15 protein-coding genes are annotated in these 14,433 nt (G+C 57.5%); 8 read left to right on the top strand and 7 right to left on the bottom strand.

Going from position 1 to position 14,433, the window contains the following annotated elements; all coding sequences use genetic code 11:
• Window positions 1-3 precede the first annotated feature (3 nt).
• Together argH and P5540_00985 are read right to left on the bottom strand one after the other, a co-directional pair.
• A complete protein-coding gene (gene argH, locus P5540_00990; protein HRT63374.1) occupies window positions 4-1,428 on the bottom strand; it encodes an argininosuccinate lyase in 1,425 nt (474 codons plus the stop codon).
• Between the two features lie 107 nt (window positions 1,429-1,535).
• Window positions 1,536-2,633, bottom strand: a complete 1,098-nt coding sequence (locus P5540_00985; protein ID HRT63373.1) for a mannose-6-phosphate isomerase — start codon at window positions 2,631-2,633, stop codon at window positions 1,536-1,538.
• 323 nt (window positions 2,634-2,956) lie between these two features.
• Here P5540_00985 and P5540_00980 point away from each other — a divergent pair, with 323 nt between their 5' ends.
• The 8 genes from P5540_00980 (at window position 2,957) to P5540_00945 (ending at window position 8,719) form a co-directional block, all read left to right on the top strand.
• Entirely contained in the window at window positions 2,957-3,697 is a 741-nt protein-coding gene (locus P5540_00980; GenBank protein HRT63372.1) for a metallophosphoesterase family protein, read from the top strand.
• Window positions 3,698-3,740: 43 nt separating this feature from the next.
• A complete protein-coding gene (hisB, locus tag P5540_00975) occupies window positions 3,741-4,355 on the top strand; it encodes an imidazoleglycerol-phosphate dehydratase HisB (protein HRT63371.1) in 615 nt (204 codons plus the stop codon).
• A complete protein-coding gene (hisH, locus tag P5540_00970) occupies window positions 4,352-4,993 on the top strand; it encodes an imidazole glycerol phosphate synthase subunit HisH (protein HRT63370.1) in 642 nt (213 codons plus the stop codon). Before hisB ends, hisH begins: the two co-directional genes overlap by 4 nt.
• Before the next feature lie 15 nt (window positions 4,994-5,008).
• Window positions 5,009-5,839 carry a universal stress protein gene (locus tag P5540_00965; GenBank protein ID HRT63369.1) on the top strand — a complete coding sequence of 277 codons (831 nt, stop codon included), beginning with the start codon at window positions 5,009-5,011 and terminating at the stop codon, window positions 5,837-5,839.
• A 12-nt stretch (window positions 5,840-5,851) separates the two neighbouring features.
• Window positions 5,852-6,730, top strand: a complete 879-nt coding sequence (locus P5540_00960) for an HDOD domain-containing protein (protein HRT63368.1) — start codon at window positions 5,852-5,854, stop codon at window positions 6,728-6,730.
• 5 nt (window positions 6,731-6,735) lie between these two features.
• Window positions 6,736-6,993 carry a hypothetical protein gene (locus P5540_00955; GenBank protein HRT63367.1) on the top strand — a complete coding sequence of 86 codons (258 nt, stop codon included), beginning with the start codon at window positions 6,736-6,738 and terminating at the stop codon, window positions 6,991-6,993.
• Between the two features lie 64 nt (window positions 6,994-7,057).
• Window positions 7,058-8,008, top strand: a complete 951-nt coding sequence (locus P5540_00950; GenBank protein ID HRT63366.1) for a hypothetical protein — start codon at window positions 7,058-7,060, stop codon at window positions 8,006-8,008.
• 156 nt (window positions 8,009-8,164) lie between these two features.
• Entirely contained in the window at window positions 8,165-8,719 is a 555-nt protein-coding gene (locus tag P5540_00945) for a hypothetical protein (protein ID HRT63365.1), read from the top strand.
• Between the two features lie 146 nt (window positions 8,720-8,865).
• On the opposite strand, the gene P5540_00940 is transcribed toward P5540_00945, so the two are convergent.
• From P5540_00940 to P5540_00920, 5 genes are read right to left on the bottom strand one after another with little or no spacing between them, the layout of a single operon-like run.
• Window positions 8,866-9,735 carry an HDOD domain-containing protein gene (locus tag P5540_00940; GenBank protein ID HRT63364.1) on the bottom strand — a complete coding sequence of 290 codons (870 nt, stop codon included), beginning with the start codon at window positions 9,733-9,735 and terminating at the stop codon, window positions 8,866-8,868.
• Between the two features lie 6 nt (window positions 9,736-9,741).
• Window positions 9,742-10,272, bottom strand: coding sequence for a hypothetical protein (locus tag P5540_00935; protein ID HRT63363.1), 531 nt, complete (start codon window positions 10,270-10,272; stop codon window positions 9,742-9,744).
• Entirely contained in the window at window positions 10,269-11,894 is a 1,626-nt protein-coding gene (locus P5540_00930; GenBank protein ID HRT63362.1) for a sensor domain-containing diguanylate cyclase, read from the bottom strand. Before P5540_00930 ends, P5540_00935 begins: the two co-directional genes overlap by 4 nt.
• Window positions 11,895-11,925: 31 nt before the next feature.
• Window positions 11,926-13,182: a L,D-transpeptidase family protein gene (locus P5540_00925; protein ID HRT63361.1), complete on the bottom strand. Its 1,257-nt coding sequence runs from the start codon at window positions 13,180-13,182 to the stop codon at window positions 11,926-11,928.
• 28 nt (window positions 13,183-13,210) lie between these two features.
• Complete coding sequence (locus P5540_00920) at window positions 13,211-14,152, bottom strand: serine/threonine-protein kinase (protein ID HRT63360.1); 942 nt, start codon at window positions 14,150-14,152, stop codon at window positions 13,211-13,213.
• Window positions 14,153-14,433 lie beyond the last annotated feature (281 nt).

The following is a 14,433-nucleotide window of genomic DNA, read 5'->3' as shown; positions in this document are numbered from 1 at the left end:
CTGCTATCCCTTTTTCCTCCTTGGTAAGTGTAACACATTTTCGGTCGGTTGTTCACCAGCCAGTCGCGCCTTGGCGCGCCGTAAGGCCGCCATCACCCGGCGGGGCGCCGTTCCGCCCGGCAGATCGCGTTTTTTAACAATGGCGTGCATATCAAGCGCATACCGTATTTTTTCATTGAACAACGGGGAGAAGGTTTGTATTTCTGAAAGGGAGAGATCCGTCAACCGTTTTCCGTTGCGGACACAATGCAGCACGATCCGGCCCACCACGGCATGGGCGTCGCGGAATGGCATGCCGGCGTTTACAAGCGCATCGGCGAGATCCGTGGCCTCCATGAAGCCTTCGCGGGCCGCTTCGGCCATCCGCGCCGCATTTACACGAATGGCCGGAATCATTCGAGCGACAGCCGCAAGACACAGTTGAAGCGTGTCGGAGGCGTCGAACAACGGTTCCTTGTCTTCCTGCAGATCGCGGTTATAGGCGAGCGGCAGCCCTTTCATCAACGCAAGCAGCGCGATCAGGGAACCGTAAACCCGTCCCGTCTTGCCGCGCACCAATTCGGCCACGTCTGGGTTCTTCTTTTGCGGCATGATGCTCGAACCCGTTGTAAACGCATCGCCGATTTCGATAAAACCGAATTCTTGGCTCGACCATACGACGAGTTCCTCGCAGAGGCGGCTCAGATGCATCATTGCGATGGATGCGGCTGCGCAAAATTCGATGAGATGATCACGATCCGAGACGGCGTCCATGCTGTTTGCCGAGACGGCCGCAAAACCCAGTTCGCGCGCAACTTGTTCGCGGCGAATGGGATGTGGTGTTCCGGCCAACGCCGCCGATCCCAGCGGGAGCACATTCACGCGCGCCCGCAACTGGCCGAACCGTTCTCGGTCGCGATCAAACATCTCGTGGTAGGCTAGGACATGATGCGCCAGCAGGACCGGCTGGGCATGTTGCATGTGGGTAAAACCCGGCAAAATCACCCCGGCATGCTTTTCGGCGAATGCGATCAGCGCTGATTGCAGGTTGATCAACAATCCGCGAACAGCGTCTATCTGATCCCGCATCCAGAGGCGCACATCGGTGGCGATTTGATCGTTTCGGCTGCGGGCTGTATGCAGGCGTTTGCCCGGGTCGCCAATCCGGCGCACCAGTTCCGCTTCGATATTCGTATGAATATCCTCAAGCGTTATATCCCATGTAAACCGACCCGCCGCCACGTCCTTTGCGATTGATTCGAGTCCCCGGACAATTCGGTGGGCATCCTGCCTTGAAATGATTCCCGTGTCGCCGAGCATGCGTGCATGAGCTATGCTGGCTCGGATGTCCCACGGTGCCAATCGAGCATCGTAGGAGACCGATTCGCCCAGACGTTCAACAATCTCGTCGGTTTTCTTTTCGAAACGTCCACCCCATAACTTGGTCATCCGTTCGTTCCTTTTTCTTGCGATTCTTAAGGGAGAATACCCGATTGAATTCCTGGTTTACCACATCCGTCCACAGCCGCCGGATATCGTGATCCGCCCAATGTGCCCTATCGCTTTTCATGCAGGATGGTGTCTATCAGGGTGGCCGGATGCCCTGCCTGCATGAGTGGTCGCCGGATGTCGCGCTCGAAATCCGGAACGTAGTAGTCCAGAAAAAGACCTGTACCCGAAGCCGTGAAGGTTGGAAATTCCGCGGGTACGATGGCCGCTTCACCGGGGTGCAGGACTATGCCTTCCAAGGCAAGGAGGCCTTTCACGGCAAGAACGATATGAAAAGAGTCCCCATAGGTGCGACACTCCACCATTCCCTGTAATTCGACACGTTCCGCCGCGAAATACGGACATGCGGCCAGCACGGCGCGCCGAGCGTTTCCGTGTTCGTACAAGAGCGGGAGGACCGGCCCCGGGTGGATTTCGCCGAAATGAATGGCCTTCAAGGCCTTTTCAACGTGTAAGGCGCGGGGTTTTCCGTTGGATTCCATCCGGCCCCAGTCGTAAATGCGATAGGTGAGATCGCTGTTCTGTTGAATTTCCGCCAGCACAACCCCGGCGCCCAAGGCGTGAACGATGCCCGCCGGCACAAACAAAGCAGTTCCCCTTTCGACAGGATGCCGTTTCAAATAGTGCGCGATCGCGTTCCCCGCCACGGCGGCCGCGAACGCTTCCCGGCCCAGCCCGCCGTCAAGACCGCAGATCAGTTCACTCGCCGGTCCTGAATCAAGCACATACCACATTTCCGTCTTGCCGGTGTCCGGTTCAGCCAGAGACGCGGCGCATGCATCATCCGGATGGACTTGGACCGACAACGCTTCACGCGCATCAAGCAGTTTAAGCAGCAATGGAAAACGTCCAAAAGGCGTGGGTGTCGCCAATCGGCCGAACAACGCGGCCGGGAAATCATGCACAAGATGATGCAAGGTCCGGCCCGAATGCGGCCCATCCGCCACAATGCTTTCATGCACCGAATGGTCGGCGATCAACCACGCTTCGCCAATACGCCGATCCGGCGGTAGGGGCTTGCCAAAGAGATCCGCCAGTTTGCGTCCTCCCCAAATTCGGGGGAAAAAACCATCCTCAAACCGCAAAATGCCCAGTTTCATGCCGTCAACCGTCTCCGAATCCGTTGGAGCAAGTTTCAAAGCCATCCGAACGCCTTGCGCTGAACAGGCCGGATCGATTGTGCCGATGCCTTTCCGCGCAGGCCCTTACAGTACCGATTGTAGGCGGCCAAAACAAACATATTCTTGACTTGGCCTCGTGGATGCGGATATGTTCTTGTCATCGAAAGCGATACGGAGCCCGCACGGGTGCACATGATGCTTTTTTCCCAATTCCGCATCACGGGGCGCATGGCTTGATTCATGTCGGTTGTTGGATGCACAATAAGCGCGCCGATTGTGGCCGATGAGTCGGCAATGACAAATCTTTGGCGTTGGCAATGTGACAGCGGGGATGGAGGTAGACGGATTTGAGATACGCGATTATCTCGGACCTTCACGCGAACCTGGAAGCCCTTACGGTGGTTATGGAAACCATAGACACCATGAGCGTGGACCAGATTGTCTGCTTGGGCGACGTGGTCGGTTACAACGCGACGCCAAACGAGTGCTGCGATGTTATGCGCGAGCGCGAAATCCTCACGATCAGCGGCAACCATGACGCTGTGGCGTGCGGACTCGAAGAACCATGGGGTTTCAATGCCATTGCCTTGGCGGCGGCATTATGGACTCGCGAGAACCTTTCGGACGACAACCTTGCCTGGCTTCGCGGGTTGCCCGAATCGAAGCGTTTCAAGGAGTTCCTTGCCGTGCATGGGGCGCCGGGCGACCGGAACATGTACCTGTTCGGCTGGGAAGACGTGCTGCCCCATCTCGAATATCTTGAACAGGAAGGTTGTCTGTTGTGTTTTTTCGGGCATACCCACTCTCCCGGCATTTTTTCGACGGACGGCGTGTATACCGTTGACACGGATTCCAAGTTTGCGCTGACCGACCGGTCGGGCGGGCGCGAGAAGGCCTTTTTTGTGAATCCGGGCAGCGTGGGCCAGCCCCGCGATTCCGATCCGCGGGCGGCCTTCGGGATTTTGGACACGGACACCATGGAATTTGAACAGGTTCGGGTGCCGTATCCGGTAAAACAGGCCGCGGATCGAATCATCGCGGCGGGTTTGCCGCAGTTTCTGGCCGAACGTCTTTATCTTGGACGATAGGGTGGGCGCGGCGACACAGAGCAAAGCCCATCGCAACGGATAAATGGAGACCATCATGCGCCAGGCGGAAATTTCTCGTGAAACGAAGGAAACGCGTATTTCGCTGCGGTTAAACCTCGACGGGTCCGGAAAATCGGACGTGTCCACCGGGGTTGGATTTCTTGATCACATGTTGGCGCACATCGCCCGGCATGGATTGTTCGATCTGACAGTGTCGGCACAGGGCGACCTCCACATTGATGCGCATCATACGGTGGAAGATGTCGGCATTTGCCTGGGCAAGGCCTTTGCGCAGGCCTTGGCCGCCGGCCCCAAGGGCGGCGTGGGGCTGGCCCGGTTCGGCCATGCGGTTGCGCCCATGGACGAAGCCCTCGGCGAAGCCGCCGTTGATATCAGCGGGCGTCCGTTTCTCGTGTTTCTGGCGGATTTTCCCCAAGGGCGCGTGGGCGAATTCGACGCGGAACTGGTCGAGGAATTTTTCCGCGCCTTTGCGGTGAATGCACGCGTGACGTTGCATCTGACCGCGCGATACGGCAACAACGTGCATCACATGATTGAAGGGATGTTCAAGGCGTTTGCCCGTGCCATGCGCGAAGCCGTCCGGCTCGATCCGTGCGTGATGGATGTGCCTTCAACGAAAGGAATGCTTGAACAGTGATAGCGATAGTGGATTACGGCATGGGCAATTTGCGAAGCGCTCAAAAGGGCTTCGAAAAGGCCGGCCATGCTGCAACGATAACGGACGATCCGGCATTGGTCGCGAATGCGGATGCCGTGGTGCTGCCGGGGGTGGGCGCCTTTGGCGATTGTTACGAGGGGTTGCGATCGCGCGGATTTGTCGAGCCGATACTTGAAGCCGTCCGCAGCGGTCGCCCGTTTCTGGGCATTTGCGTTGGTTTGCAACTGCTGTTCGAGGAAAGCGAGGAAGGCGGTCTTCACAAAGGATTGGGTATACTGCCCGGCCGTGTCGTGCGTTTTCCCGACGCGAAAGAAACCGGATTGAAAGTGCCGCATATGGGCTGGAACCGGATTCGCGCGACGGGAACGCGTCCCTGTCCATTGCTTGCCGATGCCGCGCCGGACCCGTATATGTATTTTGTCCACAGTTACTATCCGGAACCGGGCGATCCGGATCTCGTGCTGGCCACCTGCGAATACGGTGTGGAGTTTGCGGCAATGGTGGGGCGCGGAAACGTGTTTGCCGTACAGTTTCATCCGGAAAAAAGCCAGCGGGAGGGGATCAAACTACTCAAGGCCTTCGGTGATTTGGCGCACGGGCACGAATTGCGCCGATAAGAGGAGGTACGGTTGATGATCAAACGCATTTTGGTTCCCACGGACGGCAGTGAATACGCATCGGTCGGCGTGCGATTTGCCGTGGCCTTGGCGCGGCGATACAAGGCGGCCTTGGTCGGGTTACATGTCGTGGATATCCGCCTGCTGGAAGGCCCCTTTCTGCGCGATATTTCCGCCAGTCTCGGCACGGCCCCCTATGTAAATTATCAAGGAAACATTTCACTCATTCTCGAGGAACGGGGGCGCGCGGCGCTTGAAGCGTTCCGCCGTATATGCGAGGACGAGGGCGTGGTCTGCGAAGCCGTGCAGACGACGGGGGTGGTTGTTCGGAGCATTCTTGAAAAGAGTGAACTGGCCGACCTGATCGTCATGGGACGCGGCGGTGAACATGGGCAATGGCTTGATGGGCTGGTCGGATCGACCACGGCCGGCGTGGTGCGTGGAGCGAAGCAACCGGTATTGATTACGGGCATAGACACACCCGGCACGAAACGCTGCGTGGCCGCCTATGATGGATCGCCCCATGCCAAACGGGCTTTGCAGGCCGCGGCCAATATCGCGGTGGACTGGCGCATGGCCTGCCATGTGCTCGTGGTCGGTGACGACAAGGCGTCCGCGTTGCTTGACGAGGCGCGTGCCTATCTCGACACACACGACGTAAAGGCCGAGTATGCGCTTCGTGAAGGCGATCCGAGCGAAACCATCGTGGCGTACGCCAAGGAATGCGCCGCGGATTTGTTGATCATGGGCGCCTACGGACACACCAAGGTCCGACAACTGGTTGTGGGCAGCACAACGGCCTACGCGCTGAATAATGCCCCGTGTCCACTGTTATTATCACGCTAAGGACGCCTTTTCATGCCGGCACGCCAAGAAAGACTCGAAGCAATTATCGAATCCGTGGGCGAACTCCCCGCGCTGCCGGGTATCGTCGCGGATGTGCTTGCCATCACAGAAGATCCCGCCGTGGCGGTATCACGGATCAGCGAATGTGTACAGCGGGATCCGGGGCTTGCGGCGAAAATTTTGAAGGTCGCCAATTCGCCTCACTACGGCATGAAGCAATACGTGAGCACGCTCAAACTGGCCATCGTTATCTTGGGCATCCGCGAGGTCCGCAACATCGTGCTCGGCATTTCGCTTTTTGAGACCTTGCAGGATGGGCGTGTCGAACGAACCCTTGCACGAGAGATCTGGGCGCACTCGCTGCAGGTTGCCGCGTGGTGCCGCATGATCGGCGCCTCCTTGAACCTGGGTTTGCAGGGAGAAGACTTCATCGGCGGTCTTCTGCACGATATTGGCAAGATCGTGTTGCTACGGCAAATTGGAGGCGATTATTTCGACCTGATCAAACGTTCGGGCGGCCACGGCGAAGTGTTTTGCCAGATGGAGACGAACATCTTCGGATTCGACCACGCCGGCGCGGCAGAAGCGCTTGCGACGCATTGGAATCTCCCGCAATCGCTATCGGATGCCTTGTGGATGCACCATGCGGCTCCGGAACGCCGCCTTGACGAGGCGGCCCATCCTAGCTTGGCGGCACTGGTCCGGGTAGCCAACGTGGCGGCCTGCGAGGATTTCAGCGAAACCGTTTTGGAACCTCCTCCCTCCTGCATGCTTGAAGAAGCATGGAGCGCCCTCGATTCGCCGAAGGCCCCAAAGGATCCCGTTGGACGTTATGTTTTGCTGTCCGGATTCGCCGCGGAAATCCAGGAAATGCCCCTGCTGTTTTTGTAGGAAAAGTGGAACATGCAAGATACGGAACGGCATTTTCAATAGCGCCAAAAATGGAGAAAACAGGGCAACCGATGTCGAATAAGCGAAAAGTAAAAATTCAACATTCCGACGATCTAGAATCAGTGGATGCCGCCTTGACCGAAGCCATGGCTGTTTTGGATGAAAAAAACGAAAATGTGGCGGGTCTCTTGCGAACCTTTGAGCCCCCCAAGCAGTCGGAAGCGGCGGATGTTTCTTTAGAAGAAAGCAAACCAGCGACCTGAGCCGGCGGGACTGTTCCGCCGGTTTTCGCGGAAAGACAAACGCCGACAACCGAGGAGAATAGCGATGGGATTTTGTAGCGACCGGCGCGGGTTTATCAAAAGCGCATTGTTGGCCCCCGTGGCGGCATCGGTTCTTTCATCGGGCGCAAGCACGGCCGAACCGGATCCAGAAACCACCCTTCCCCGCGGGATGATTGGCAACATGGCGGTCAGCCGTCTATTGCTGGGCGGCAATTTGCTGACGCATTACACGCACAGCCGAGATTTGCAGTACGTCTACAACCTCTGCGCGCACTACAACACGCAGGAGAAAATTCTTGAAACGCTGCAACTCGCCGAACGGCACGGTATCAATACGCTCGTGGTGCACACGGCGGGAAATATCCTCGAAACCCTCAAAAAACACCGCTACGATCGGGGCGGCAAGATGCAATGGATCATTTGCCCCACCGCCGAGATAAAAGACGACATGGCCGAGTACGCCCGAATGGTGCGCGATCTCGCCGCCGATGGAACCGACGCCATTTATCTGTGGGGCGTCAGGGCGGATAAACTTGCCGCGGAAGGCCGCATGGATCTGGTCGCCAAGGCCGTGGACCTTGCACGGGAAGAGGGCGTGCCGTCGGGCGTGGGCGCGCACGACCTGAACGTGATTGTCGAATGCGAGAAGGCGAAAATCAACGCGGATTTCTACATTAAGACCTTTCATCACCACAATTATCCCAGCGCGCCCAAGCCGGAACAGATTACCGGGGCGACCAGCGAATCGCCCGCCTATTGGTGCCGCGATCCACAAGCAACGATGGACGTCATGAAAGACGTCGAAAAACCGTGGATTGCCTTCAAGGTCATGGCGGCGGGCGCCATTCCGCCCAAGGACGCATTTGCATACGCTTTTGCGAAGGGCGCCGACCACGTCCTGGCGGGCATGTTCGATTTTGAAATCGCCGAGGACGCCGGCATTGCAAAAAGTGTATTGTCGGACCTCAAACGCGAACGTCCGTGGCGAAGTTAGGATCGGGAAGCGCCACCCCTACGGAAAACATCGTGTGATTCCCATCCCAATGCAGGGGAATGGAGGGTTCCCTGCAATCCAGACATGGGGCGTGGGAACGGGTTGAATATTCGCGATGGCGTCTTGTAGCCTGAGGACAAGGAGCAAGGAAAGAACATGCGACACCCGAAAAGCGTTCGACGGCGTTTTTTGCGGATCCTGTACGAGCATTATATGGCGAATCCGCTTGAAATCGTTCCGCCGGATGTCTTCATCGAGTCGGGGCTGGAACGCGCCGAGTTGGTTCCCAACGCGCATTACTTGGCCGATAGCGGTCTGATCGAACTCATGCATGGATATAATCCGTCGTCCTTCGCGGGCGTGCGGATGGCGCCACGGGGAATCGATTTGGTGGAAAATCATTACGCGTTCAATCGCGCGTTTCCCCCGGATTTGAGCGAGGCGGAAGACGAAACGGCGGCCATACCGATGTTGATGGAGAGGCTGGTTGAGGAGGCCGATCTGGCGCCGCTCGACGGGGAGAGACGGAAGAGTTTACAGAGCGACATTCTCTATTTGCGCGAAGAGGTGGCCCGGCCTGTCGAACGATGGCGGCAGCACGTCATCGCCTCCCTTCTTCAATGGATTGAAGATTACCTTCCTGACGAAGGGGAAAATTTTCTTCCTTCCCTGGCGGCAATCAAAGAAGCCTTATCGAGGAAAAAGCCGTGAATATGTCCAAAAGCCTAATGAAACCTGCATTTGCCGATCAAGGGCGGATCCTTGATAGAGCGAGTGCGTAAATCGCGGGGTGTTGCGAGCGATTACGAGTACCAGTACGCGCACGAAGAGAAACTTGGTTGTGAGTGAGACCTACGTCAGGGAAGTGTTCCGAGGAATCCATCAATGCGCGGGCGGATGTCGGCGAGTTCCTGGACAAGAGCATCCCACTGCCGGACAGTTAGGAGGGTCATGTCGCCGGGGGCGCCGGCGGGTTGACGCCCATTGGAATTTTCGCCCAAATTCGCCTGATAGACGGCGAAATCGGCTATGGCGACAATTTCGGGCAAGGCGGCGGATCGTGCGCCGGCCATCCTATCGGCGTGATGGCCGCCAATCGCGCTGGCGACGGTTTCGGGAAGATCCCAATGCCGGGCCAGTCGTTCGCCGGCAGCGGCATGATTCATGCCAAAATAGACAGGCTCGATTTCGCGGATAAACATTTCGCGCGCATGCGCCTCGCTTACTGCCTGCGCGAACCGCTCGGGATACAGCAAATCGAACACGACCTTGCCGATGTCGTGAAGCAGGCCCGCCTCAAAACAGCCTTCGCCGGACAGGTCGGCCATCCGGGCCACCCGTTCGGCCGCCATGGCCGTGGCCAGCGAATGGCGCCACAATTGGTTTCGGTCGTAGCCGGAACGACTGCGCGGAAAGACCTGGAAAGCCGTCGCGGCCAACGCGATGTTCCGCACTTCCTGAAAACCGAGCATGACTATTGCGGACGTGATGCTGGCAACACGGCGATAACGTCCGTAGTACGCGGAATTGACAATGCGCAGGAGAGTGGCCGCCAGGCTCTGGTCGGCGGAAATATACGGACTCAAATCCAAGGCCGAGGCGTCCGGGTCGGCGACGGTCGCCAAGATGCGCGTCATCACGGACGGCAACGCGGGAAGTCCTTCGAGGCCCATCAGGGCGTCTGCGACATTTGGCGTGTCCGGCGGCCTTTCCTTGGGCGCGCGCATGAACGGTTATTTCTCCGGCGAAGCGGAGGATGCGTTTCCGGAGCACTGCATCCGGGCCTCGTAGAAGGCCCGCTGAATGGCGTTCAGCGAGCCGGCCGGCAGTTTGTTCGCCTTGACAATACCCTCGTAAAGCGCCCAGCGATCGTTGTTTTCGCTCATAACGATGCCCGCGTTGCGATCGCGGTCGCGCGACGAGGTGGCCTGCTTGTATTTCTTGCTGCGCAGGATGTAGAGCATGCCGTTTTCCTTTTCACAAACAAATTCGGATGCGAGCATTTCCTTGACGAGGGCCGAACGAATAATGCGGGTGCGGATGGCCTGCTGGATGATTTCGTCGTTCAGGGTGATGGAACCGCGATCGGTAATCACCGCCCCGCGATCGCCCTTTTCGACCGCCTGTTCGATTTCAAGCGCAAGGGCCCTGAGATCGTCCGCGGGCAATCCGCTGTTTTCAGGCTTGTGATGGACAAAGGGGTTGGCGGCGGTAAGGCATCCGGCCAGTGTGACGAGCGAAAGCGACAACCATCGGATTTTCACGATTCGGCTCCTTCCAGGTTTCCAATGACAACGCGATTTTTTCCTTCACGCTTGGCGCGATACAGGGCGCTGTCCGCCACGCGAATCAGGGCCTCGCAATCGAGCATGGTGTCGGGATCATAGATGGCCACGCCGACACTGACGGTGACGGGATGGTCGGACGGCAGGCCTTCATGCCGTGTATCTTCAATCATTTTCCGAATGCGTTCGGCCTCGACGCGCGCGCCGTCGAGACCCGTCTGCGGCATGATGACGACGAATTCCTCCCCGCCGTAACGCGCGACGACATCGCTTTTACGCACCAGTTGGAGTGTGCAAGTGGCAATCGTGCGTAATATTTTGTCGCCCTGAAGATGTCCGAAGGTGTCATTCACCTTCTTGAAACCGTCAATGTCCATAATCAGGCACGACAGCGGCAGGTTATAGCGGCGGGCCCGTTCGAATTCATCCTCCAGCCGCTGGCGGAAATAGCGATGGTTGTAAATGCCCGTCAAACCGTCGGTGATGGCTAGATATTCGAGGCGTTCATTGGCTTTCTGGATGCCCTCGAAAAGATGGGCGCGTTCCAGGGCATTCGCGGCGGCTTCGGCGACGATTTCGCAGAAACTGATTTCGCGAAGGGAGAAAGGGTCCTTGGTTCTGGCGGCGCGCAAGAGAAACGAGCCGATGACCGGGTCGAACAGCAGCACGGGAATCACGATAAGCGAATGAACGCCCGCCTGGGCAATGTCGTCCGCGCAGGAACGCATGAGTGGATCGTGCCGCGTGTCGTTGACCACGACTTTCTGGCGGGTTTCGAGCGTGCGCCGGATTTCGGGGTATCGGGCCAGATCGATGGGCAGATTGGAGACGGTTTCATCTTCGTGCGACGCCAGCACGTGGGCCGTTGCGTTTCCGCCCCATACGCGCACAACGGAGCACCGGTCCATTTTCACGGCACGGGCGATCTGTTCGACGAAGACGTAGAGGATATCATGCGATCGGCGTTTGGCCGACACGGCCTTCAAAATTTCAAGCACGGAATGTAGGTCGTTTTTGTCGGCGGCAATATCCATTTGGCGCAAGGTCAATTGCCGGGTTGTCAATACCATCAGGCGAATGGCGCAGGCCATCGTTCGATCGTGTTGTCCCGCGATTGTACGGGTGGGCATTTCCCCCATTCCGCCCATCCTGTGTAATTCGGCCACGATCCGGAACACATGGTCCCTGTCGCCGGTCCATCCGCCGCGAAAAGGCCCATTTCCATTGGCGCAAACAAGCGCCATGCTGAAGGATTCTGAAACCGCCACAATGAACAAGTTATGTCCCAGGGATTCCGTCAGCCACGGGATTGTCCGCACGTTGCCGGCATCCGCCCATGGGACAGGGGGCTTCCCAAACACGACAATCTGCCGGGTTTCGAGCCGCGTACTGTCAACGGCATCCACCTGCATAGCCGTATGCTCGTCCAGATACAGAATCAAGGATTCCCCCAAGGGGCCGGGGGCCATCCGCGCAATCTCGCTGGCCAGCAGGTAATAAAGCGCAAAATCGTCCACAGGAACAAGCGTATCCGGACTTCCAAGAATCCGCGAAATCCGTTCGTAAACCGGCTCGTTTACACTTTCTTTTGCTGTACTCATGCCTTCCATTCTTTTTTGTTCCACAACGGGATCAAAGGGTTCCCGTAGAACTTTCCGGTGCGGACGGCTGCTGGATGTCGCTGTCCGGCGAAAAGGTTTCGACAATATCCACGGGCGTCGAACGGACGACCAGATCGTAGAGTTCCTCGATTTCATCGGGCAACAGGCGCGCACAACCATTCGAACTATACTGCCCCACAGTTTCCGGGCGGATGGTTCCATGAATGCCCAGATCCTTGGGCAGATTGTCGCGTTCAGGAATTAGGGGCATCCAGCGTGTGCCGAGTTCATTGGCGGGATCCCCGGCAGGAATGGGGCCGGCGCCGGGTTTGTGCCAGATGGGATTTTTTTCCTTGTTGCCCAACTTATACGATCCGAGCGTTGTTTCATGGCCCGGCTTGCCTAGTCCGACCTTGTAACGCTTGAAAATTCCGTCCTTGTCCACCAGAAAAAGGCGAAGTTTTGATCGCTCAATGACGATACGGAAGTCCTTGGGGGTATATTTGAGGAGTTTCCCGAGATTGAGCACCGTGTTTTCGTCAATTCCATTGGCGCGCATCAGCAAGCCTTGGGTGGTGTTCAGGGCATTTCCGATGCTGGTTATGCTGTCGCCGCGCTGGACGGCGTAGCGCTTGCTCTCCGGGGTTTCCTGCGGCGAAAAAATGAGCGTCACGTTGACTTTGCCCAATGCATCCAGCGCATCATTCCAGTCGGGGCTGTCCCATGCCGCCGCGGCCACGGCTTGGCGATAGAAATCCCGGGCCTTGAGGAGATCGTTGGCTCTTTCCGCCTGGCGTCCGAGGCCAATCAAGGCGCCGACGGCCATTTCCTTTGGCGCGCTTGCCAAGACTTCCTCGTAAATTTTTGTGGCCTCTTGCTGTTGGCCGCCATCATCAAGGGCGCGCGCATAGGCTGTGGCGGCTCGGGCATAATTCGGTGTCGAGGCAAAGTCGCGGTAAACGCGTTCAAGTGTTTTCAAGGATTCGGGGACGTGGCCGGATTCCTTTTCGACCCTCGCGAGTTCGATGGCGGCTTCGAGGGCTTCAGCGCTGCGTCCGGCGCCGGCAAGGGTTTTCAACATGGCGATGGCCTCGGCGGATTTTCCCTCGCCGGCCAGTTCCCGGGCCTTGTCAAGGTTTGGCTGAATCGTGCTGCGCACAGAGGGGACCGGCAGCCGGGACGGCATGATGCGCCGGCTCAACGCGATTCCCGCGCCCGCCAAGGCTGCCAGCAGGCATATTATCAGGACAATCCGCAACAGGGACCGTTCTTTGGGAGGTTTCAGCATGGGCCGGGCCTTTCTTTTCCGGTGGGCATCAGATGCGCGATTCTCCCATCCGCGACAGGTCGAGCAATAGTTCCGTCATGCTTTGGTAACGATTGTCCGGATTTCGGCGCAAGGCCTTGAGAATGACCTTGTCCACTTGCGGCGTGATTTCGCTGTTGTATTTCGAGGGCGGTTCAAAACAGTATTGGCTGCTGCGCAATTGCCGAAGCACCTCACGAATGTCTTGCCCATTGCACGGATGACGTCCGCTGAACATTTCGTACATGGTCACACCGAACGAAAAGATGTCCGATCGCGCATCAATTGTGCCCCTGGCCAATTGTTCGGGCGACATGTAGCGCCGCGTGCCGCCCGCGCCCTTGTCAAAAAACGCGCGCCAGCCCGTGGCCATTTTCGACAAGCCGAAATCCACTATTTTTACATGCCGCAAATCTCGGGTCAACAAAAAATTTTCCGGTTTGATGTCGCGGTGAATGACGTTGTGTTGATGCAGGAAGTCAAGTCCCATGCAGAGGTTTCGACAGATCTCCATCATTTGGCGGAATGTCAGCGAACGGTCCTGTATGTATTTGCGCAGATTCGGCCCGTCCACGAATTCCATGAGCAGACATCGCCGCATGTGCCCCTGACGGTCTTCCTGTACGATAATTTCCTTGTGGATCTTGACGATGGCCGGATGGTTGAGCGATGCCGCGATTTCGATTTCCCGTCCAAGATAATCGCGGCTGCGGCGGCGCTTGTCCAAATCGTAGCGGCGGTCCAGCACCTTGATCGCCACGGTCAAATCCCGTTCGCGATCGATGGCCTTGTATACGGTTCCCATTCCGCCGCTGCCGATGGGCGCCACGATTTCGTAGCGGCCGACATGCGTCAGCTCGAGTTCAAGTTCATCGAGATTGGCAATCGCCCCTTCTGGGATTTCGTCGGCGGCGATGCCCCTTTTTTTGCGTTTTGACAAAAACGATAACATGTCATCATGCCACTTTTGTTTTAGTTGAGCCAATAATAGGCAAAAGCGTTACGAGATTCAATACAAATCCGCAACGAAACTTCAACGGAAAGTCCAATCGTCGAGGCGTAGCAGGGATGATTGCCGCCGGCGCGGGTTTTGTGATCCACGCGATGGCTTGTGCCGCTGTCGAACGGCCATGGGACCTTTTTCCTCATATTTCCAGAGGCGTTTCCGTCGTGACCAGGCCGTCAGGATGCCGCCATTGCATGGCCAGACCGGCCGCGCACACGGCGATAGGC

The sequence above is a fragment of the Candidatus Hydrogenedentota bacterium genome, assembly GCA_035450225.1.
Classification (GTDB): domain Bacteria; phylum Hydrogenedentota; class Hydrogenedentia; order Hydrogenedentales; family SLHB01; genus DSVR01.
The sequence above is the reverse complement of the archived record's forward strand: the minus strand, read 5'-3'. Positions and strand labels throughout refer to the sequence as shown.

Bases quoted from the DNA above. Each gene is read 5' to 3' on its own strand.
- argH (HRT63374.1), bottom strand. From the start codon at position 1,428: ATGACCAAGTTATGGGGTGGACGTTTCGAAAAGAAAACCGACGAGATT.
- P5540_00985 (HRT63373.1), bottom strand. From the start codon at position 2,633: ATGGCTTTGAAACTTGCTCCAACGGATTCGGAGACGGTTGACGGCATG.
- hisB (HRT63371.1), top strand. From the start codon at position 3,741: ATGGAGACCATCATGCGCCAGGCGGAAATTTCTCGTGAAACGAAGGAA.
- P5540_00965 (HRT63369.1), top strand. From the start codon at position 5,009: ATGATCAAACGCATTTTGGTTCCCACGGACGGCAGTGAATACGCATCG.
- P5540_00960 (HRT63368.1), top strand. From the start codon at position 5,852: ATGCCGGCACGCCAAGAAAGACTCGAAGCAATTATCGAATCCGTGGGC.
- P5540_00950 (HRT63366.1), top strand. From the start codon at position 7,058: ATGGGATTTTGTAGCGACCGGCGCGGGTTTATCAAAAGCGCATTGTTG.
- P5540_00945 (HRT63365.1), top strand. From the start codon at position 8,165: ATGCGACACCCGAAAAGCGTTCGACGGCGTTTTTTGCGGATCCTGTAC.
- P5540_00940 (HRT63364.1), bottom strand. From the start codon at position 9,735: ATGCGCGCGCCCAAGGAAAGGCCGCCGGACACGCCAAATGTCGCAGAC.
- P5540_00930 (HRT63362.1), bottom strand. From the start codon at position 11,894: ATGAGTACAGCAAAAGAAAGTGTAAACGAGCCGGTTTACGAACGGATT.
- P5540_00925 (HRT63361.1), bottom strand. From the start codon at position 13,182: ATGCTGAAACCTCCCAAAGAACGGTCCCTGTTGCGGATTGTCCTGATA.
- P5540_00920 (HRT63360.1), bottom strand. From the start codon at position 14,152: ATGTTATCGTTTTTGTCAAAACGCAAAAAAAGGGGCATCGCCGCCGAC.